19 protein-coding genes and 2 pseudogenes are annotated in these 19,120 nt (G+C 37.4%); 5 read left to right on the forward strand and 16 right to left on the reverse strand.

Annotated features, from left to right (window positions below):
* Positions 1 to 8: 8 nt before the first annotated feature.
* From AC58DT_RS14270 to AC58DT_RS14295, 6 genes are all read right to left on the reverse strand, one after another.
* Positions 9 to 1,454, reverse strand: a complete 1,446-nt coding sequence (locus AC58DT_RS14270; protein WP_497217489.1) for a CCA tRNA nucleotidyltransferase — start codon at positions 1,452 to 1,454, stop codon at positions 9 to 11.
* A gap of 39 nt (positions 1,455 to 1,493) precedes the next feature.
* The gene (locus tag AC58DT_RS14275; protein ID WP_497217490.1) at positions 1,494 to 1,868 is read right to left on the reverse strand and encodes a GxxExxY protein; all 375 of its coding nucleotides are present in this window, start codon (positions 1,866 to 1,868) and stop codon (positions 1,494 to 1,496) included.
* A 50-nt stretch (positions 1,869 to 1,918) separates the two neighbouring features.
* Positions 1,919 to 2,479 carry an L-threonylcarbamoyladenylate synthase gene (locus AC58DT_RS14280; RefSeq protein WP_497217491.1) on the reverse strand — a complete coding sequence of 187 codons (561 nt, stop codon included), beginning with the start codon at positions 2,477 to 2,479 and terminating at the stop codon, positions 1,919 to 1,921.
* Positions 2,469 to 3,380, reverse strand: coding sequence for a glycosyltransferase family 2 protein (locus AC58DT_RS14285; protein ID WP_497217492.1), 912 nt, complete (start codon positions 3,378 to 3,380; stop codon positions 2,469 to 2,471). The genes AC58DT_RS14280 and AC58DT_RS14285 overlap by 11 nt, the downstream gene beginning before the upstream one ends.
* Positions 3,381 to 3,474: 94 nt before the next feature.
* The gene (locus AC58DT_RS14290) at positions 3,475 to 4,539 is read right to left on the reverse strand and encodes a glycosyltransferase family 4 protein (protein WP_497217493.1); all 1,065 of its coding nucleotides are present in this window, start codon (positions 4,537 to 4,539) and stop codon (positions 3,475 to 3,477) included.
* 11 nt (positions 4,540 to 4,550) lie between these two features.
* Positions 4,551 to 5,312, reverse strand: coding sequence for a glycosyltransferase family 2 protein (locus AC58DT_RS14295; protein WP_497217494.1), 762 nt, complete (start codon positions 5,310 to 5,312; stop codon positions 4,551 to 4,553).
* A 59-nt stretch (positions 5,313 to 5,371) separates the two neighbouring features.
* Between AC58DT_RS14295 and AC58DT_RS14300 the strand changes: the two genes are divergently transcribed.
* Positions 5,372 to 6,076 (forward strand): polysaccharide deacetylase family protein, encoded by a 705-nt coding sequence (locus tag AC58DT_RS14300; protein ID WP_497217495.1) that lies wholly within the window; start codon positions 5,372 to 5,374, stop codon positions 6,074 to 6,076.
* Between the two features lie 74 nt (positions 6,077 to 6,150).
* Here the strand turns inward: AC58DT_RS14300 and AC58DT_RS14305 are convergent, their stop codons facing one another.
* From AC58DT_RS14305 to AC58DT_RS14315, 3 genes are read right to left on the reverse strand one after another with little or no spacing between them, the layout of a single operon-like run.
* On the reverse strand, positions 6,151 to 6,888 hold the full coding sequence (locus tag AC58DT_RS14305) for a glycosyltransferase family 2 protein (protein ID WP_497217496.1): 738 nt from the start codon (positions 6,886 to 6,888) through the stop codon (positions 6,151 to 6,153).
* Between the two features lie 2 nt (positions 6,889 to 6,890).
* On the reverse strand, positions 6,891 to 7,190 hold the full coding sequence (locus AC58DT_RS14310; protein ID WP_497217497.1) for a type II toxin-antitoxin system RelE/ParE family toxin: 300 nt from the start codon (positions 7,188 to 7,190) through the stop codon (positions 6,891 to 6,893).
* Entirely contained in the window at positions 7,178 to 7,360 is a 183-nt protein-coding gene (locus AC58DT_RS14315; protein WP_497217498.1) for a hypothetical protein, read from the reverse strand. Before AC58DT_RS14315 ends, AC58DT_RS14310 begins: the two co-directional genes overlap by 13 nt.
* A gap of 95 nt (positions 7,361 to 7,455) precedes the next feature.
* Between AC58DT_RS14315 and AC58DT_RS14320 the strand changes: the two genes are divergently transcribed.
* The 3 genes and pseudogenes from AC58DT_RS14320 to AC58DT_RS14330 form a co-directional block, all read left to right on the forward strand.
* Positions 7,456 to 8,415, forward strand: coding sequence for a class I SAM-dependent methyltransferase (locus tag AC58DT_RS14320; protein ID WP_497217499.1), 960 nt, complete (start codon positions 7,456 to 7,458; stop codon positions 8,413 to 8,415).
* Positions 8,416 to 8,433: 18 nt separating this feature from the next.
* Positions 8,434 to 9,249 (forward strand): annotated as a pseudogene (locus AC58DT_RS14325) (glycosyltransferase family 2 protein); the annotation flags it as partial.
* Between the two features lie 36 nt (positions 9,250 to 9,285).
* Positions 9,286 to 10,095 (forward strand): annotated as a pseudogene (locus AC58DT_RS14330) (glycosyltransferase family 2 protein); the annotation flags it as partial.
* Between the two features lie 16 nt (positions 10,096 to 10,111).
* Here AC58DT_RS14330 and AC58DT_RS14335 read toward each other — a convergent pair.
* Positions 10,112 to 10,693 carry a class I SAM-dependent methyltransferase gene (locus AC58DT_RS14335; protein WP_497217500.1) on the reverse strand — a complete coding sequence of 194 codons (582 nt, stop codon included), beginning with the start codon at positions 10,691 to 10,693 and terminating at the stop codon, positions 10,112 to 10,114.
* Positions 10,690 to 11,763 (reverse strand): glycosyltransferase family 9 protein, encoded by a 1,074-nt coding sequence (locus tag AC58DT_RS14340; RefSeq protein ID WP_497217501.1) that lies wholly within the window; start codon positions 11,761 to 11,763, stop codon positions 10,690 to 10,692. Before AC58DT_RS14340 ends, AC58DT_RS14335 begins: the two co-directional genes overlap by 4 nt.
* 48 nt (positions 11,764 to 11,811) lie before the next feature.
* On the opposite strand from AC58DT_RS14340, the gene AC58DT_RS14345 reads away from it, so the two are divergent.
* On the forward strand, positions 11,812 to 12,561 hold the full coding sequence (locus tag AC58DT_RS14345) for a lipopolysaccharide kinase InaA family protein (protein WP_497217502.1): 750 nt from the start codon (positions 11,812 to 11,814) through the stop codon (positions 12,559 to 12,561).
* A 1-nt stretch (position 12,562) separates the two neighbouring features.
* On the opposite strand, the gene AC58DT_RS14350 is transcribed toward AC58DT_RS14345, so the two are convergent.
* From AC58DT_RS14350 to AC58DT_RS14370, 5 genes are all read right to left on the reverse strand, one after another.
* The gene (locus AC58DT_RS14350) at positions 12,563 to 14,989 is read right to left on the reverse strand and encodes an FIDD domain-containing protein (RefSeq protein WP_497217503.1); all 2,427 of its coding nucleotides are present in this window, start codon (positions 14,987 to 14,989) and stop codon (positions 12,563 to 12,565) included.
* Between the two features lie 72 nt (positions 14,990 to 15,061).
* Entirely contained in the window at positions 15,062 to 15,898 is an 837-nt protein-coding gene (locus AC58DT_RS14355) for an ABC transporter permease (RefSeq protein WP_497217504.1), read from the reverse strand.
* 5 nt (positions 15,899 to 15,903) lie between these two features.
* On the reverse strand, positions 15,904 to 16,800 hold the full coding sequence (locus AC58DT_RS14360; protein WP_497217505.1) for an ABC transporter ATP-binding protein: 897 nt from the start codon (positions 16,798 to 16,800) through the stop codon (positions 15,904 to 15,906).
* Positions 16,801 to 17,028: 228 nt separating this feature from the next.
* Positions 17,029 to 17,790, reverse strand: a complete 762-nt coding sequence (locus AC58DT_RS14365) for an HNH endonuclease (RefSeq protein ID WP_497217506.1) — start codon at positions 17,788 to 17,790, stop codon at positions 17,029 to 17,031.
* Between the two features lie 166 nt (positions 17,791 to 17,956).
* Positions 17,957 to 18,868, reverse strand: coding sequence for a hypothetical protein (locus AC58DT_RS14370; protein WP_497217507.1), 912 nt, complete (start codon positions 18,866 to 18,868; stop codon positions 17,957 to 17,959).
* Between the last annotated feature and the right edge of the window lie 252 nt (positions 18,869 to 19,120).

The raw sequence follows: 19,120 nt of genomic DNA on the forward strand, positions 1-19,120 counted from the left end.
TATTTTTTTCAATCTTCATTTCCCCCTTTGGGGGTTAGGGGGCTTAATCCTAATTCCTTCCCTCTTTTCAACATAAACTGATGCGCTGCTTCATATTCATTGGGAATTTCGCCCTCTAGGATTGCTTCTTTAATGGCATCTTTAATAATACCAATTTCACGCGAAGGTTTTAAGTTGAAAGTTTCCATAATTTCTTCACCTGTAACAGGCGGTTGAAAGTTCCTTACTTGATCTCGTTCTTCAACTTCCACAATTTTATCGCGCACCAATTGAAAATTTGCGTGATATTTTTTAAATTTTTTAGGGTTCTTTGTGGTAATATCTGCTTCGCAAAGCGTCATTAAATCTTCCACATTTTCACCTGCGTCAAAAATCAAACGGCGAACGGCGCTATCAGTAACTTCACTTGCCAAAACGATAGGGCGGGAGCTCATCAAAACCATTTTCTGGACGAATTTCATCTTCTCGTTCAACGGCATTTTCAACCTTTTGAAAAGTTTGTAAACCATTTTTGCGCCTACAAATTCATGTGCGTGAAAGGTCCAACCCAATTTTTTATCAAATCTCTTTGTCGGTGCTTTTCCAATATCGTGAAGCAATGCAGCCCAACGTAGCCAAAGGTCATCAGTAGCTTGTGAAATATTATCGACCACCTCCAGCGTATGCCAAAAATTGTCTTTATGCGTTTGGCCTTCTTTTTCGTCAATGCCTTGAAGTGCGATTAATTCCGGTAAAATGAAAGGCAATAAACCTGTTTTGTGCAACAAGGCAAATCCTTTTGAAGGAACATCCGATAGCAGAATTTTGTTCAGTTCGTCAACAATCCGTTCTTTGGAAATAATTTTTATGCGTTCAGCATTTCTGGTAATTGCTTCCAACGATTCTTTTTCAATTATAAAATCTAACTGTGTTGCGAAACGAATGGCGCGCAGCATCCGTAATGGATCGTCGCTATAGGTAATATCTGGGTCTAAAGGTGTTCGGATTATTTTTTTCTGAAGATCTTCAATCCCATTGAATGGATCCAAAAGTTCTCCAAAAGTTTCATCATTAAGGCTAAGTGCCAAAGCATTTATGGTGAAATCCCTTCGGTTTTGGTCGTCTTCCAAAGTGCCGTTTTCCACAGCAGGATTTCTGCTTTCCTCGGAATAGGATTCTTTGCGAGCACCAACAAATTCAAGTTCAATACCGCCACTTTTCAGCATTGCGGTGCCGTATGTTTTGAAGACGGAAACTTTCGGTTTTCCCGGTAATAGTTTTGATACTTCTTCAGCTAAATCAATTCCGCTTCCAACGGCAACTATATCAATATCTTTCGCATCGCCTCTTTTCAAAAGAAAATCACGCACATAACCGCCAATTACATAACTTTCCAAATTTAAGTTATTGGAAGCTTTGGAAATGGTTCTAAAAATTGGGTTTTTTAGAGCGGATATGTAGGTTTTTTTTGCCACGAATACACGAATATTTTTTGTGGGGGTATATTTTATAGTTTACAGAACAATTCTTTGATGGTCTAAAAAGTCTTTATGAAAATTAACTAAAAGAGCTAGTTTGCAACCTGAAACTTTTAAATAGTTTATACATTGGGCCAAATGTTTGTCGTTTAGCATTTCAATAGATTTTATTTCCAGAATTATTTTATCCATTACTACAAAATCAGCATAAAACTTATGAGGCAAAATAATGTCTTTATATTTTACTGAATATTGTTTTTCTCTTTCAAAAGGAATACCTTTTAATTTGAATTCATATTCAATTGCATCCTTATAAACAATTTCTGAAAATCCACCGTCTAATTGATTATAGACGTCGAACATACACCCAACAATAGCATAACTTTCCTCTTTATATGTAATGTTTGCCATTATTTCATAGTATCATTTTTACAAAAACATTCGTGAATTCGTGGCAACTTTTACTGCCGAATCACTTTTACCGAACCATCATTCTTCAGCTTGATAATAGCCGAAGGTTTTCCTGATTTTTTTTCGTGGTGCAAATTTACAACATAGTCCACGCCTTCCAAAATTAAAGGGTCTATTTCGGCATAACTTTGCGGGGTTTTTTCTCCTGAAATATTTGCCGAAGTAGAAACTAATGGTCTTCGGAATTTCTGAATTAGTTTTTTACAGAATTCATCTTTCGTTACCCGAATGGCGAGTGAATTATCCTCGGCAATAATATTTTCAGCAACACGAATTGGATCATCGTAAATAATTGTGGTGGGTTTTTTGGCGTATTTTAAAATATCATAAGCCACTTCCGGTACATTTTCAACATATTCATTCAGCATTCTAAAATCGTGTACCAAACAAATCAGCGATTTTTCGTCACTTCGTTGCTTCAGCTTAAAAACTTTGTCCACGGCTTCAGGGTTGGTGGCATCGCAGCCTATGCCCCAAACCGTGTCGGTGGGGTAAAGGATTAAACCGCCTTTCTTTAAAACGGCGATGCAGTTTTCAATTTCAGTCTTCATTTAAAAAAGTGATTTTTTGTTTCTGTTTCAACGATTGGGTTTGGTTGTTGCTTTTCAGAATAATGGGCAGCAAATACCATTTTTTCGGTTTCAGCAATAGAGCAATGGACAAATAAATCCTGATAAATAGGTATTTTCCAAAACCGTAATTCTTCCGAATTATATACAAATACGAAATATAGCTTTCCCTGTTCATTGTTTTTGAAGTGCCCGTGCTTACGCCTTGATGGTGTAAAATTTTCGCTTCGGGCACCAGCCAACTTTCATAGCCAAGTTTTTTTAGGCGATGGCAAATGTCCATCTCTTCCCAATACAGAAAAATGTTGGTGTCGAAACCGCCAACCTCCGCAAATGCCTTGCTATCAAAAAATAGAAATGCGCCGTTTACCCAATTTACTTTTAAAGGTTTGGAATATTCTTTTTTGCGCTTTGGATATAGTTGTGGATTGTTTTTTTCAAGAAAACCTCTTCCGAAAAGTAAACGCCGCAACCCCTTATTATGGTCAAACGAAGCAACAAACCTATTGTTTTCGTCAAAATTCTGAGCCGTTGAAACACCCACTTTTGGATTTGCTTTCATAAAATTCAGCAAAATACCCAAACAATCATTCAGCAACATAGCATCATTATTCAGAAAAAGGAGATAATATGATTTTGCGAATTGTGCTCCGAACATATTTCCGCCGCCAAAGCCTGTATTTATAATACTTCGGTGTAAAGAAATGTTGTTTTTTTTCGGAAAGTTTTCTTCAAGAATTTTATATTCTGAAGGTGTTGAATTGTTGTCAACCACGATTATTTGATACTTTATCGCCTCCGAAGTTTTTTCAATCACGGTATTTACGCACTCCAAAGTATATTTTGAAGAGTTGTAATTGACAATGATTACGGCTACATCCATCAAATAAATTTTAATCGCGAAATTTTTCCGACTGATTTTGGCAAAGATACAATTACTGTCCGTGGCAGTTTGCCCAAAGTTTTAATAAAGTTATTTAGAGCAAGCTTTTATAAACCTCCAGATATTTTTCAGCAGTGGTTTTCCAGTTGAAGCTTTGGGCGCGAGCAGTGTACCAATCTTCATAAAACTGCTTTTTACTGTTGAATTTTTCCATTCCATTTTTCAGCACCTGCGCCATATATTCGGGTTCGTAGTGATCCCAAAAAAAGCTATGCTCACCACCAATTTCGGGTAGGGAAGTGTTGTTTGAAAGAAATACGGGTTTCCCAAAACGCATGGCTTCTATGGGTGGAATTCCGAAACCTTCCCGTAACGAAGGAAAAACAAAGGCCTCGCAATTTTGAAGGTAGTATTGCTTTTCCAAATCGGCTATTTTCCCAGTTTGAAATACCCTGTTTTCAAAACCGTACTGTTTTACTTTTTCAGTAAGCTTTTCGGCGTAACTTGAACTGTTGCTTCCCGCCAAGACCAAATTATAATCGGGCAGAAAGCGTAACATTTCCACCGGGCTCATAAAATTTTTGCGTTCGCTGAAATCGCCAATCGAGAAAAGATAGGGTTTTGGCGGCAAAAGCGAAGGTTTGTAATCCTTCGGAAGTGTGATTTCGGTAATTGTATTGCCGTTGTAAATTACGTATTCCGGAATGTTCGGCACATCAAAATGGGCGTGGGTGTCCTGTTTTGCAAATTCTGAAATATAAGCAATGGCGCTGCTTCTTTTCAATTTTTCGTTGAATTGTTTTTTCAGTTTTTGCTGCAATTCCTCAGAGCCTTCCGTTACAAAATGTACGTCGTGAACCGTCAATAAATACGGAATGTTGAAGAAGGGTTCAATCTTTATATTTTGATTTAAACAATGCCAAAGATTGTATTTTCTCTTTATTCGGAAGGGTTTATGGCGGGTTAGCGAATTGTATTTTCGGTATTTAAAAGTATCGCCAAATTCCTCTTCAAGCTCTGAAATATTTTTCGCATTTAATACAATTTCAAAATCGTCTTGGGGAAACGTAGCCAACGCTTTTATAAAATGATAGTTAAACTGGCCAAAGCCCGAATAACGGTTTTTTAAATTGTGCGATTCTAAAAAAACTTGTTTCAATTTACGGATTGTTAATTAATCTTTCTGTACAAAAGCCAAAGGTTTACATATCTTTTAAATACTGAAAACGCACTTACATAGGCGAGGATAAAACCTTCTTTCCCGTCTAAAATACCCAATCTGAAAATAAATTGGTTCCAGAATCTGTAAAACGGGCGGAATAGAAAATGGTAATAGTTGGGCTTCTTTCCTTTTTTATAGAGCATTTGTGCTTGCAGCGTGCTGTATTGGTGCATTTTTGCGGTGTAATCATCAAACGATTTATAGGTGTGGTGCGGCAGGCTATTTTTTAAATTTTCGGTTTTGCCGTCGGTTTCCAATGTTTCGTGGACCAGGTTTGCGTTGTATTGGCAATGGTTTTTATTGAAAAATCGGATGATACAATCATTCTGCAAACCACTGTATTTAATGCGTTTCCCCATAAAATAGAAATCGCGTTTTACAAAATAGGCAATGGCTTTTGGATTTTTAAATTTTTCTAAAATTTCATCGGTGAGTGCTGGCGTAATTTCTTCATCCAAATCAAAAAATGTAACCCAATCGTTTTTCGCCTTTGAAATAGCGAAATTCTTTTGCGCAGAAAAATTATCGAATGCCCTTTGGTAAACAGTCACTTTTTCGTTTTTGGAAGCCAACGCTACCGTTTCATCGCTGCTAAAGGAATCCACAATCACAATTTCATCCGCAAACCAAAGGCTTTTTAAATAGCCTTCAATATTGGCGGCTTCATTGAGCGTAATGGCAAGGGCGGTGATTTTTACAGGGTTTTCCAAAAACAGCTTGTAGTTTGCGTAAAAGTAATAATTTTACAGGTATAAATTTGAAAACCGTTATGGCGAAGCTTCCTATTTTAATGTACCACCACGTTACTGCTGAAAAGGTGAAAGGATTGACCATTTCGGTCGAGAACCTTGAAAAGCAGTTTAAGCATTTGGCTGAAAACGGCTATAAAACCTACCATTTTAAGGAATTGGTAAAACTGAAATCATTGCCAAAAACCAAAAATATCATTATCACTTTTGATGATGGCTATGTGAGCCAAATGGAATTGGCGCTTCCGTTGCTGAAGAAATACAAACTGAAAGCCACCTTTTTCGTGCCTTTAGATTTTTTGGGAAAAACCGATACTTGGAATACTTCTTCCCTAAAAATAATGACGGCGGAACAATTGAAAAACCTCGACCCAAAAATTGTGGAGCTCGGTTTCCATTCCTTTTACCACAAAAAATACACCGAGCTTTCCAATGCCGAAATTGAAGCCGATACCCGCCGTTGCCTGGAATTGGTTTCAGAAAATGAATTGAATTTTTCGCCTGTTTTGGCCTATCCCTATGGTAAATTTCCAAAGGAAAAAAAACTGAATGAAATCTTTAAGAAAATACTTTCTCAAAACGGCATTGAATACGGGCTTCGCATTGGTAATAGAATAAATTCATTTCCCTTTAAAAAACCTTTTGAAATTCAGCGAATCGACGTAAAGGGAGAATTTTCAATGTTAAAATTTCGACAGAAAATTCGGTTTGGGAAGTTTTTTTAGTCCCCTCCCGACCTTCCGCCGCGGCGGAGAGGAGAAAGACGTAAGATTCCCCCTTTGGGGGCTAGGGGGATTGGCTATTTCATCCCTTTTTGAAGCAACATTAACTTCACATATCGTTCAAAAACCCCATAGGCATTTACCGCTGCCACAGTCATTCCCGGCATGCCGTCGCGGAAACCTCCTTTTAAAATAAAGGAGCGGAAAAACCGATAGGCAGGTTTAAAAAAGAGGTGGAACCACGTAGCTTTTTTGCCTTTATCAAATAGTTGCTGCGCTTGAAACCAAGCATACGATTCTTTTTTTGAAATATAATTATCTAGGCCTTTATAGGTAAAATGCAGCATTTTGTTTTTCAGCTTCCCAATGCTGCCTTTGCAAGTAAGTTTTTCGTGAACCGAGCCAGAATATTCCGCACCATCGCGTTTTACAAGCCGAAGCACGTCATCACTGTGATGATAGAGAAAACGGTTCATATAAAAGTGAGGAAAATTTATTTTGTACCCACCGTGCTTTGGGTTTTGGAGCGTTTCCTTTATTTCAGCTTCCATAGAGTGGGTTACACGTTCATCGGCATCCAAAAATAAAACCCAATCGCCAGTTGCTTCTTTTAATGCAAAGTTTTTTTGGTTTGAAAAATTATCGAATTTTCGTTGTAGAAATTTTGTAGCGTACTTCTTAGCAATTTCAGGGGTTGCATCTGTACTGAAGGAGTCAATAACTATAATTTCATCAGCAAACACAACGGAAAACAGCGCATCCTCTATATATGCTTCTTCATTGAAAGTTGGAATAATAACTGAAAGGGTTGGCATATTTAGCTTTTTATTCTTCGGAAAAGATCTCTGGCTCCGTGATGAACCATTAAAATGTGAAAATTTTTGGAATTAACAATCCGATAAATAATTCTGTAATTCCCTTCCACTAATTCTCGAATATTGGGATCCTCAATTTCTTCTACAGGTTTACCAATGCTTGGATGTGTTTTGATTATTTCCGTAGTGCGTTTTAATTTTTCTATCTGTTGCCGAGCATATAATTTAGAGTCCGCAGAAATATATTCATAAATTTCCCGTAAATCGGTTTTTGCATCATTTAGCCATTTTATTTGAACCATTGCTGCATTTCGTTTTCTAATTCTGCTTCACTAATGGTATCGTTTTGTTTAGATTTTTCTATTCTTTTTTCTAGCTTGTCAATAAAAATGAAGCGCTCAATCAATTCCTCAATGGTAAATTCATCAGGAAAATTTTCAATCTGTTTTTTCAGAAAACTTTTAGTAATCATCGCTTTTGTATTTTTTATCTAAATTACGACTTTTCAATTTCTAAGCCAACTGGGTAAATAACTTTATCTTTGATGTCTAAAACTATTTTCGCTTTATGGCAAACACTTGCAGAATTTGTGGCAATTCCAAAGAAAATAAAACCTTCGTAGCAAAGGAAATGATGTATGGTTTGCGGGAAACCTTTGAATATTTTGAATGTTCAAAATGCGGCTGTTTGCAGATTAGTGAATTTCCTTCAGATATGTCTAAATATTATCCGGGGGATTACTACAGTTTTGATACTTATGATGGAAAGAAATTTGAAGGAACAAAAGGTGCCATAAAAAAGAAACAGTACGAATATGCTGCAATTGGTGGCACCATTTATAAAAATACGCTAGCGCATTTAATTGGGAAAAAGGAATACGAAATTTTTAATGAGCTCGATGTAACAAAGGCAACGAGCATTCTGGACGTAGGCTGCGGAAATGGCCGAAATTTTCTGTACCCGCTAGCGGAGGTTGGTTTTAAAAATGTAATGGGCTGTGACCCTTATTTGAAGGAAACAATTCAATATGAAAATGGCTTGACCATAAAGAAAAGCAGTGTGTTTGATATGAAAGGAACCTTCGATATTATAACCTATCATCACGCCTTTGAACATCTGCCAGACCCTTTTGAAAATCTTCAAAAAGTTTACGAACTTCTTTCTCCCGGAGGTGTGTGCATAATCCGTATTCCTACCGTTTCCTCATATGCATGGGAGCATTATGGCGTTAACTGGGTGCAATTGGATGCTCCGCGGCACTTTTTTCTTCACTCCCAAAAAAGTATGCAATTACTTGCGGAAAAGACCAATTTCGATTTGTATAAAATTGAATATGATTCCACTCATTTTCAGTTTAGCGGAAGTGAAAAATACCGTCAAGACATTCCGCTTTCTGCGCCAAAATTGAAAGGATTTTCAAATTCACTACATCGAAAAACCCAGAATTTCCAGTATGGACAAAAAGCAAAACAACTCAATAAGGAAGGGCGTGGTGATCAGGCTGCCTTTTATTTACGAAAGAAATAGCTTTATCTTTGCCACAATATGACCGCACATGATACTTCTGTAATTATCAGTACCTATAATTCCTGTGAATGGCTGGAGAAGGTGCTGTATGGCTATAACAATCAAACTTACAGGCAGTTTGAGGTTGTAATTGCGGATGATGGCTCTAATGATGAGACTCGGCAATTGCTAAAAAGATTGGAAGCCGAAGTATTCTACCCCATAATCCACGTTTGGCATGAAGACAAAGGTTTTCAAAAATCGCAGATACTAAATAAGGCGATTCTTCAGTGTAGCACAGAGTACATTATTATGAGCGATGGCGACTGTATTCCGCGGAAAGATTTTGTGGAACAGCACGTTAAATTTCGCGAAGAGGGTTATTTTCTATCGGGAGGTTATTTTATGCTGCCCTTGGATATTTCAAAAGACATTACCAAAGAAGATATTTATTCTGAAAAATGCTTTGATGTTTCATGGCTGAAAAAGCACGGACTGCAATCTTCTTTCAAAAACAATAAGCTTTATTCGGGACCTTTTAAAGCCTACCTTCTTAATAGATTTACACCCACAAACGCCAGTTGGAATGGGCACAATGCTTCTGGTTGGAAAAAAGATATATTAGCCGTAAACGGTTTTGACGAACGCATGCAGTATGGCGGACAGGATCGTGAACTGGGTGAAAGGTTGATAAATCAAGGTATTAAAAGCAAGCAGATTCGTTATAATGCTGTGGTGTTACATTTGGATCATCCGCGCGGCTACAAGAATCAAGATTCGATCAATAAAAATTTGGCCATCCGAAAGCAGACGAGAGGCAAAAAAAAGAAATGGACGCCTTTTGGAATTGTAAAAGATGATAATATTGCTCCATTTGTTTCCGTAATCGTCAGTACGTATAACCAACCGGAATGGCTTAAAAAAGCACTTTGGGGTTTTGAACAGCAGTTGGAAAAGAATTTTGAAATTATAATTGCCGACGATGGTTCTACTGAAGAAACAAAAAATTTAATCGATTCCTTTATAGTAAACTCTTCTCTGAAAATCACTCACGTTTGGCAGGAAGATCACGGCTTTCAAAAAACAAAAATCCTAAATAAAGCTATAAAAATTTCCAAAGGAGAATATTTAATCTTTACCGATGGCGACTGTATTCCGCGGAATGATTTGGTTGCAACACACTTGGGATTGAGCCGTCCGGGTTGCTTTCTTTCCGCAGGTTATTTTAAGCTTTCGATGAAAATCTCAAAACAGATCACTAAAGATGATATTGAAACGCAGCGTTGTTTCAATGCAAAATGGCTTTTGAAGCATGGTCTGAAAAAAACTTTTAAACTAAACAAACTCACTTCCTACGGTTTAAAGGAAGATATTTTGAACACTTTTACTCCCACAAGCGCTACTTGGGATGGCAACAACGCATCGGGTTGGAAAAAGGATATCCTTGCGGTAAACGGGTTTGATGAGCGTATGCAGTATGGTGGAGAGGACCGTGAAATGGGGGAGCGCCTGATGAATTACGGTATTAAGCCCCTACAGATTCGCTATAGCACTGTTACGTTGCATTTGGATCACGAGCGCGGGTATGTGAAGAAAGAAATGTTTATTAAAAATAAGGCTATTCGAAGAATAACAAAGAAGGAAAAGCGAGTTTGGACAGATTACGGCATTGTTTCAAAAGAAACGACAGTTGCCAATTGATAGGATTTTAAGAGTATCAATTCTTTTTATAAACCCCAATTTTCCAATAGCGAAGCTCCTCATCGGTAGTTACGGTAGTAAAATCAAGCTCTTTCAACCTTTTATCTTCCTTAAAATATTCCCAGCAGCCGTGACCTTCCCGATAAATGGAGGTTATAATAATTCCGTCTTTTGTGAGGCTCTTCAACATTCTGTCTAAAACATTTTGCTTTTCCGTTTCGTGAATGTAGTAGAATGCTTCGTTGAAAACGATTACATCAAAGGATTGTTTTGGTTGGAATTTTACGGCATCGGCAGCAAGAAATTCAGCTTTTGGCAATTTCTTTTTGGAAGCTATTTTTATGGATTCGTTTGAAAAATCCAAGCCTAAAAAGAAGGAATAGTCTTCGGGGCTAATACGTTCGGTAAGTAAACCATCGCCACAGCCAATATCTAAAATACTTGGGTTTTTAGGTGAAAAACGTTTTATAAATTCAATGATTTTATTGTAGCGAATAGCTTCTTTTTCGCTGCGCAGGCTTTCCCATCTTCCTTTTTTGTACTGGCGGTTCCAGCGTTGTTTTCTTCGCCAGTTATGAAATTTGTCCAATAGGTTCATAGGTGGCCGTTATTAAGATGGTGTGCCAAAAATGGCTTTAATTTTTCGAAAATCATTTCGGGGGTCAACTGCTTGTATAAAGAATGTGGGTCTTGTTCAATGCGTCTTCTTTCTTCCAAAGTAAAACTGCTGAAAAGATCGGGCTTTTCCTCAAGTAAATGTATGGAATCGTGTTTGTCACCATCCTCAAAACTGCACCAATGCTCTTTATTAACATAAGGCGAATAAATAGTAAATGTGGGTTTTTCAAGTGCTTTGGTAATGTGAACGCTGCCGCCTTCATTGGAAACCAAAAGGTCGCATTGGTTCATCAGTTTTATAAATCCGCGAATGGAGTCTTCGTAAATATCGAGATTGATTTGACTTTTATTTTGGCACATTTCATAAACCTTGAGAGCTTCCTCTTTTTGGTGCGGAGCATAATTAAATAGAATGGTGCCCTTGTAATAGGAAGTTATAAAGTCAATTATTTCAACCATATAATCATACGGCATGGACTTTTGCGGTGTGCTGCCCAAAATGCCCAACATTATTATTGGTTTTTGAAGGGAATGGACTTTGGAATATTTCGTTTCCTCTTCAGTTAAAAATATTTTTGGAGCGTATTCGGGTTCTTTTAAGTCAAAAACCGAAGCAATCATATTTATTCTATCCTCAATAGCTTTGCCGCAGTTTTTTGAGCGATGTTCCAAAAAACTAATAGGGTGCGTATAAAACGGAAGCTTTAATTCTTTGTGCGCACGTTTCAAACCAATTCGGTATTCAGCACCGGAGAAAAGACAGATCATTCTGCTCTGGAATTTGGAATACGGATCAAAAATAATATCGTATTTCTCCTTTTTTATTTTTGCAATGGTCTGTAAAAGCTTCTGGAATTTTTTAAGCTCTTTTTCCTTTACTGAAATTACGCGGTCAATATTTGGGTTTTGCTCTAAAACGCCCGTTGTATAGTCATACACAAAATAAGTTACCTCACTTTTCGGGAAGATTTTTTTAATATTATTGGCAATAACAGAGCTGATGAGCACATCGCCAATTCTTTTGTTTTGTATAACGAGAATTTTCTTCATATGGATTACCTTCGCAAAATACCTTTTTTGGTTTTATCTTTTTTAAAAATGCAAGAGAATTTTGTCATTCACCCAGAATATTCCCAGATAGCTACAAAGCTAATGGATGTGCTTCACAATTTTTCCAAAAAGGGAGAATACGTGACCAAGGGCGAGCGCAATGTTATTAAAATGGTGAAGATTGAAGGCAATTCATTAAACATAAAGAAGTTTAAGACCCCGAATGCATTTCAATCTTTGGTATATCAATATCTTCGGGAAAGCAAAGCAAAACGCTCGTTTGAATATGCGTCTAAGTTAATTGACTTTGGAATAAAAACGCCTTTTCCAGTTGCATATTTTGAGATTTTTTCGGGAGGCCTCAAGGAAAGTTTTTATGTGAGTGAGCACGTAAACTATGATTTTGATTTTCGAGAATTAATACATAATCCCCGGTTTAAAAAACGAAATGAAATTTTAAGGCAGTTTACCAAATTCACTTTTAAGCTTCACGAAAACGGTATTAATTTTTTAGACCATTCTCCGGGAAATACCCTTATAATGGATAATGGTAACGATAACTATGATTTTTATCTAATTGACTTAAACCGTATGCGTTTTGAAAATATGTCTTTTGAAAAACGAATGCACAACTTCCGAAGATTATGGCTTTCTAAAACCATGATAAAAGTGATGGCCGCGGAATATGCCCAACTTTATGGTAAAAGCTATGAAGAAACTCACAGATTGATGTTAAAGCACAGCAGAGCCTTTCAGAAAAAAATCAATAGCAAGAAATTGCGGAGACGAAGAAGATAGCTTAATAATTCACATAAACCCACCCTATAAAAGCTTCGGGATATATGGGGTCGTTCAAAACCAAAACATAATAATAGGTGCCAACCGGAACTATGCTTCCCGTAAACAGAAGCCCTTTTGTTGCCACTCCATCCCAAAAGCCATCGGCGTTGTGTGCGGTATGTATTAGGTTACCCTCGCGGGAATATATGTTCAGTTCAAAATTTTCGTAAATGTTCAACAGATTACTGATTTCAAAAGTATCATTGATGCCGTCACCATTGGGCGAGAAACCTTGTGGAACAAAGGGAGCACAGTTTTCTGTAGTCAATAAAAAGGAAGCAGTTGCAAAACAGATTTCGTTTTCCAACCGTACATAAATTGTCTGTGGATCAGTGCCGTTTTGATATTGTGAGGGGTTGCTAATGGGATTGGTATTTTCCAAAGCATTTTCCATAGTGGTAAAATACTGTACCACATCATCCGGCCCCGTGCTTATAAAATCATCCTGTTGCGTTAAGTTGAAAACTGCCGTATCAAAACCTTCGTCGCATTCCAAAAGGTCAGGCAAATTCGGAATGGGAGGGATGCTTTCAAACGTAATGGTCTGCGTAAAACTGTTGTTATCCTCCCGAAGTTCTTCTACGGCACCGTTACCGTTACCGTCATCATCTACTACAGTTGTGATGGTAAAAGTATTTGGCAAACTATCAGGCAAAAGGAGTTCAATTTCACCATTTTCACTGCCGCCAATTGGAATGTTTTGCTGTGTTTGTGAAAGTGCCAATAAAACACCGTCAGTATAAAACGCTATGGATGTATTGGCTGGTAAAGGTGCCGTGGCTTCCAAATTATAAACCGTAAATGGAAGTAGTAACTCCCTATCGCGACAGGCGGAAATTTCAGGAAGTTCAATCGTGGCATCGGGCAATGGGCAAGGGATAACTTCTACCGTAAAACTATCAATTAAAAAACAATCAGGGTTTGAAACGCGAATGTAGATAGTCTGGGGGTTTTCGGTATTCTGAAAGTTTTCGGGATCTGTAATTGGGTTTTCGTTGTTTTGTGCATCCGCTTCCGAAAAGTGAAAACTCAGTTCATAAATCGGGTCTATTTGTGAAGTGGCTTCCGTTAAATCAAAAAATTCCTCGCCTATAACATCACAGGTTTCCAAGTTTTGAAGTCCTGTGATTATAGGATTTACAAGCAGATGAATTGGCGCCTCGTCTTCGTTGTTTTCTTCATTAGTTTCTTGCACAATCCCGGTTCCGTTTCCGGGATCATCCACAACAGCTTTCAAAATAAAATCTGCTTCAATATTGTTTGGAACAGTAAAAGTTACGGTTCCACTTTCCTGTCCGTCAATGGGAATTACTGCCACGGTAGCACTTTGCGCCACCAAGGTTTCATCTACATAAAAAGCAATAGGCGTTTCGGCAGGCAAAACATCGGTACTGTTGAGGTTGTAAACTGTGTAATCTATTGTAAGTTCCCGATCGCCACACTCTGTCCCACCAATAATATTGTCAATAGAAATAGTGGCATCGGGAAGTTCGGTATTTAAAACCGTAATAATATTATTCACCATTACAAAATCCTGTCCGCTTGTAAGCTGAATGCTTGCTGAGGTATCGCCCGGATTTATAAAGTTTGAAATAGGATACACGTCAATATCCATATTATAAAGCACATCGCTGCCCGTAAAACTGTTGGTGCCATTAAAGGCATTGTCGGGAGGATTTAGCGGCAGATTGCTGAGAATGTTTCCATTTATGCGAAGGGTTTCGTTAACCGCAAGCCCGCGATCGCCTTCCCAAGCCAGAAAACCGATTTTAGCACCTTCGGTATCTAAAACCATCAAATTGTTCAAGGTTATATCCAAAGTTTGGTCAACCCGCGATACACTTTCCAAACCATCAAAAATATTTACTTGATTATTGGGAAGGGTTGCGTCCTCATAAACCACCGTCACCGCCCAACCGCCAAAGTTGGTGCCCGAGCCTGGCGGACTACAATATGCGGGAATTACAAGGGTAAGGTCTAAATCGGAAAGTGTATAAAGGCCATTTCCTGTGGTTTGAATTTGCTGGGTAACATCTGCAAAGGCTGAAAAATAAATATAATCCTGTCCGCCGCTGTTATAAGTTTCATTGAAGGTACGTTCCGCAGTGATTGGAACTTGGTTGAAAGTAACACTGAAATCCCCTGGGCCAGAACCTGCCCAATATAAATAGGCAGCAACTACCTCTTGATTGGGTTGTAATTGAAAGTTGGCACTGCTGCTGGTAAGAATGAAGCATTGTCCGCCTTGACCATTTTCTTCAACATTTAATGTATTGCCGAAGGCAGTATAGTCATATTGACCATTGAATTGCGTAAAGAGCGAAATATCCTGAGAAAAAACTCCAGTGAAGAAAAATAAGCAGATTATGGAAAAAATATACTTCAAAAATGAGTTTTATGGATTGTCCGTTAAATATAGGAAAAAATGAAGTCATAACTCCATAAACATATCAACTCACTAAAGATCTCTTTTCTTTAGAATGGCGTAAGACCAATAAATAAAAAGGGAGGTCCAAATAAGAACAATCAACACATTGAGCCAAGTAACCTGATAGTCTTTTGTGAAATTTTCACCCAATTGATTGGCTGCGGACTGTATGGCGCCCAAACGGCTCATCGGTTCTTTGATGAGGTTTGCCATAGCATTCAGCGGAAAAAATTGCGCAACATTGTCAGCAATTTCCGTGTCTTTAAAAAACTGCCATTTCATCAAACCATAACATAACCATTCTACAATTTGCCATACAATCAGAAAGCCAAGTGCGAAGGCGGAACGTTTCACCAAAACCCCAAGGAATAGACAGAAAGAGAAAAAGGCTACCAATTTTATAAAATAGGCGCCTATGTATTCCATATCGCTGAAAATGATTCCTATTTCATTGTAATCTGAAAAGAAAAGCCCCAAAATCAACGAGACACCAAAAATAAAAACCGTTGATATCACTGAGAAAAGCAAGACGGTCAAAAACTTTGAAAGTACAAATTCCTTTTTGCTAAGGCCGTCAATAAGGTTTTGTTTTAAAGTTCTATAACTGTATTCATTGCTCATCATGGAAACAATCACTATTGCCAAAAACAATTTCAAAATTGCTGCCACATAGGTATTGAAATGCCAGATATACGGAAAGTTGAAAATTCCCTGATCGGCAACCCGAAAGTGAAAATCACCAAAGTTAAACTCAATGGACGCAATTAGGGCGATAAAAGTGATTAGCACAAAATAAATTATGGAAATAACCTTTGCCGAACGGTTATAGCGCAGTTTTTGAAGTTCTATATTTAATAATCGTAGCATTGCGGTTAGTTTTGTTTGGTAAGTTCGAGGAATTGTTCTTCAAGGCTTTCCTTGCGTTTCACAAGGTGGCTAAGGGTGATGCCTTTTTCAAAAAGAAGTCTGTTTACTTCCGAAGCATCCATCGGGGCGTTGAGATAAGCGATAATAAAATCGCCTTCGCGTTTCACTGTTCCAAAGGCCGAATTTCCTTCCAAAGCATTTTGAAGCGCTTCCATAGTATTGCTCTGCATCGTCAAGAAACCGTGACTGGCATTCATCCCGTCCACACTGCCGGAATAGAGACTTACGCCTTTCCGAAGAATAACCACATGCGTACAAACTTTTTCCACTTCATCCAATAAATGCGAAGCCAATAAAATTGTAGTTCCCTTTGAGGCGATTACTTTTATGATTTCACGAATTTGGTGTATTCCCTGTGGGTCTAAACCGTTAGTAGGCTCATCGAGAATCAGTATTTCGGGGTCGTTTAGCAGTGCCGAAGCGATTGCCAAGCGTTGTTTCATCCCTAAGGAAAAAGTACTGAACTTGCTGTCCTTTCTGTCCAAAAGTCCTACAAGCTCTAGTTTTTCAGAAATCTTTTCTTCCGAAACTTCCTTTATTTTACACACCAGTTGCAGGTTTTGCACGGCAGTCATATACGGGTAAAAGTTGGGGCGTTCAATGATGGCGCCTACTTTCTTTAAAGCGTTGTGTGTATCTATGTTGCCATCAAACCATTTAAAGTCGCCAGCGGTTTTGTTTACCACATTAAGCACGATGCCCAGTGTGGTACTTTTACCACTGCCGTTTGGGCCGAGGATGCCGTAAACATTGCCTTTTTCAATAGAAAAGGAAAGATTGTCCACAGCAGTTAGCGAGCCAAATTTCTTGGTAAGATTGTTTATTGTGAGAATATTTTCCACAGAATTGTTTTTGGATGGTTGTTGATTGTATGACGAATGGGTTAGCGTTTTGTTACATTTTAGCGAAAAGCGAAAAGCGAAGAGCGAAAAGCGAACTGGCGCCAGCAAAACCGAAGATAGCAAATTTGCGAGGACTTTCCGATAGGACACGAGCACGAAGTGCGAACTGGCCGTAGGCAAAGTCAGAAGCAATGAACTATAGGACACGGTGTTCTACGCAGCTTTTATTCAGCTATTCATTATTCGCAATGCTAAATCCACATCAGTTAATTTGTCTATTATTTTTGCTTCTGTAAAATGACCTTGTTTTTCTTTTAATGATTTTTCAATATAATTGTCAAAATCTGATTTCGAGAATAGTGTTATCGGAAATCCGAATACGTGTCCAAGAAATTCAATTTCTACAAACTGTTCATTTGAGTATAAATATTTCATTCTATCAAAATATAAAATTGGTGTTTCTGCTTCTCTCTTAAACATCAACATTATTCCAATTACTCGATTAAAATACAAGACAGTAGCAGTTCCTTTTCCATATCTTGCAAAATTTCTAATAACATCATATTTCGGTTCAAACCCTTTATTGGTTTGCCTATTTAGTTCCTCCAAATACATTTTGTAGAGTCCACGTTTGAAATAATAACTTAATTCTCTTTGGAATGTTGAATTCAGTCGGAAAGATGGTTTTATTACTAACCTTGGCTTGCCATTTCGCTCTTTAATATCAAAAAATCTTGATTTAAATTTCCCAACTTGACGTTTAGGGGTTTTATCCATCAATAATCGTCTACGGGTTATGTTAAAAGTTTCCTTTAACGCTTCTTCAATCGAATAGTTTACTTCCTGCTTATTTCCAAAATATGAATTGCATTCATCACAAACATTTTTGTTGTAATTCTGCCCTCCTAATGATTTAGGAATAGTATGAGCTCTTTTCTCAAAGGTAACTTTCGGTTCTTCGTTAAGACACCAAAGACATTTTAATTTCATTCAGTTTGTTGGTTTGGTCAAATTGCGTAGAACGTGTTTGGCTATGGTTTCGTTGCGTGAAAATCCGCGAGGATTTTCCGCCGTAAACCGAAGATAGCAAATTTGCGAGGACTTTCCGAGAGGAAAGTCAGAAGCAATGAACTATAGGACACGGTGTTGCCATTAGTTATTTTTTCATTCTTTTCAATTTCAGAACGTAAAATTGCACTTTGTCATCTGTATTCCAAATCATAGAATCTCTTTCGTGAGAAATCACGATAAATGATGTATATAACTTTTTATCTAAATAAAAACTCAATATGCCCTTTTCATTATCAAATTGCCATTTCCATTTTCCTAAATGTACTGTCTCTGTCCAATTTTCAATATTGGTGTCCGTAATTACGAGCTTTCCATTTCTTTTAAACTCTAAATTTGTATAATCTTTATTCTCGTTTTGTTCAATTTTTATACGATTATTGCCCAATTTAACAAAATCATCGTTTTTATTCAGAATTTTATAAATAGTAATTGAATCGGCTTTGAAAAAGTTTGTGTTTTCATTATTGGTAAACCATTCTGTTTTTTTAAATTTTAAACTTTTAATTTCTTTCTCAAAATCTTTTAGTGCTATTTGATTTTCTTTTTTTGAGTATTCTCCGTATGCTATTTGTTTTTTAAAATCTACAGTTAAATAGTCGGTAAAGCAACTAAAAAAGTCATAATCGCCTTTTATTCCATTATCAGAAGTTTCATCTATTTTAGAAGGTGCAATTAAATAATATTTTCCGACTTCAAAGTTCGCAATATATGGTCGGCATAACATTCCGTTATCTCCCCAAATTTTTATTGTTTTTCGTTTCTCCGAACCGATGTATTTTTCAATAACTTCTACTGTCATTGACAAAGGCATTTTTCCGTCATAGCCGTCAATCTGTTCATTAATAAAATCTGAATATTCAATTACTTTGACTAACGCTACAAATTCGGAACCTTTTGAAATATTACTAAATGAACAATCTCCAGTGCACTCACAACTACAAGCAAATGATTTTATTGAAATCAGTAGTATAAAAAGTATGACGAAAGTTTTTTTCATAATTAATGGCAACGGTTTGCATATGGCTTGTGGCGGTTTCGAAGCACTTTCCTGTTCCCCGAAACCAAAGCTGGCTACGGAGCGAAACCCTTGCTGACAGCCGTTCACCCGCCATAAGCTATATGCGTCTTAAGTTTGATTTTTACTAAATCAGTTAACTTTAAGTTCTAATCAGAAAGAACAAAAGAGCGGAGTAAGGTTACTATATACGGTGAAGCTTTAGACTTCGACAACATTGATAATCCCCGCTCT

The sequence above is a fragment of the Aequorivita sp. CRS11 genome (assembly GCF_059693805.1).

Excerpts from the sequence above, each read along its gene's own strand:
- AC58DT_RS14315 (WP_497217498.1), bottom strand. The coding sequence starts at position 7,360 with ATGATTACTAAAAGTTTTCTGAAAAAACAGATTGAAAATTTTCCTGAT.
- AC58DT_RS14355 (WP_497217504.1), bottom strand. The coding sequence starts at position 15,898 with ATGCTACGATTATTAAATATAGAACTTCAAAAACTGCGCTATAACCGT.
- AC58DT_RS14365 (WP_497217506.1), bottom strand. The coding sequence starts at position 17,790 with ATGAAATTAAAATGTCTTTGGTGTCTTAACGAAGAACCGAAAGTTACC.
- AC58DT_RS14320 (WP_497217499.1), top strand. The coding sequence starts at position 7,456 with ATGGCAAACACTTGCAGAATTTGTGGCAATTCCAAAGAAAATAAAACC.
- AC58DT_RS14335 (WP_497217500.1), bottom strand. The coding sequence starts at position 10,693 with ATGAACCTATTGGACAAATTTCATAACTGGCGAAGAAAACAACGCTGG.
- AC58DT_RS14310 (WP_497217497.1), bottom strand. The coding sequence starts at position 7,190 with ATGGTTCAAATAAAATGGCTAAATGATGCAAAAACCGATTTACGGGAA.
- AC58DT_RS14280 (WP_497217491.1), bottom strand. The coding sequence starts at position 2,479 with ATGAAGACTGAAATTGAAAACTGCATCGCCGTTTTAAAGAAAGGCGGT.
- AC58DT_RS14300 (WP_497217495.1), top strand. The coding sequence starts at position 5,372 with ATGGCGAAGCTTCCTATTTTAATGTACCACCACGTTACTGCTGAAAAG.
- AC58DT_RS14345 (WP_497217502.1), top strand. The coding sequence starts at position 11,812 with ATGCAAGAGAATTTTGTCATTCACCCAGAATATTCCCAGATAGCTACA.
- AC58DT_RS14275 (WP_497217490.1), bottom strand. The coding sequence starts at position 1,868 with ATGGCAAACATTACATATAAAGAGGAAAGTTATGCTATTGTTGGGTGT.
- AC58DT_RS14370 (WP_497217507.1), bottom strand. The coding sequence starts at position 18,868 with ATGAAAAAAACTTTCGTCATACTTTTTATACTACTGATTTCAATAAAA.
- AC58DT_RS14305 (WP_497217496.1), bottom strand. The coding sequence starts at position 6,888 with ATGCCAACCCTTTCAGTTATTATTCCAACTTTCAATGAAGAAGCATAT.
- AC58DT_RS14285 (WP_497217492.1), bottom strand. The coding sequence starts at position 3,380 with ATGGATGTAGCCGTAATCATTGTCAATTACAACTCTTCAAAATATACT.
- AC58DT_RS14340 (WP_497217501.1), bottom strand. The coding sequence starts at position 11,763 with ATGAAGAAAATTCTCGTTATACAAAACAAAAGAATTGGCGATGTGCTC.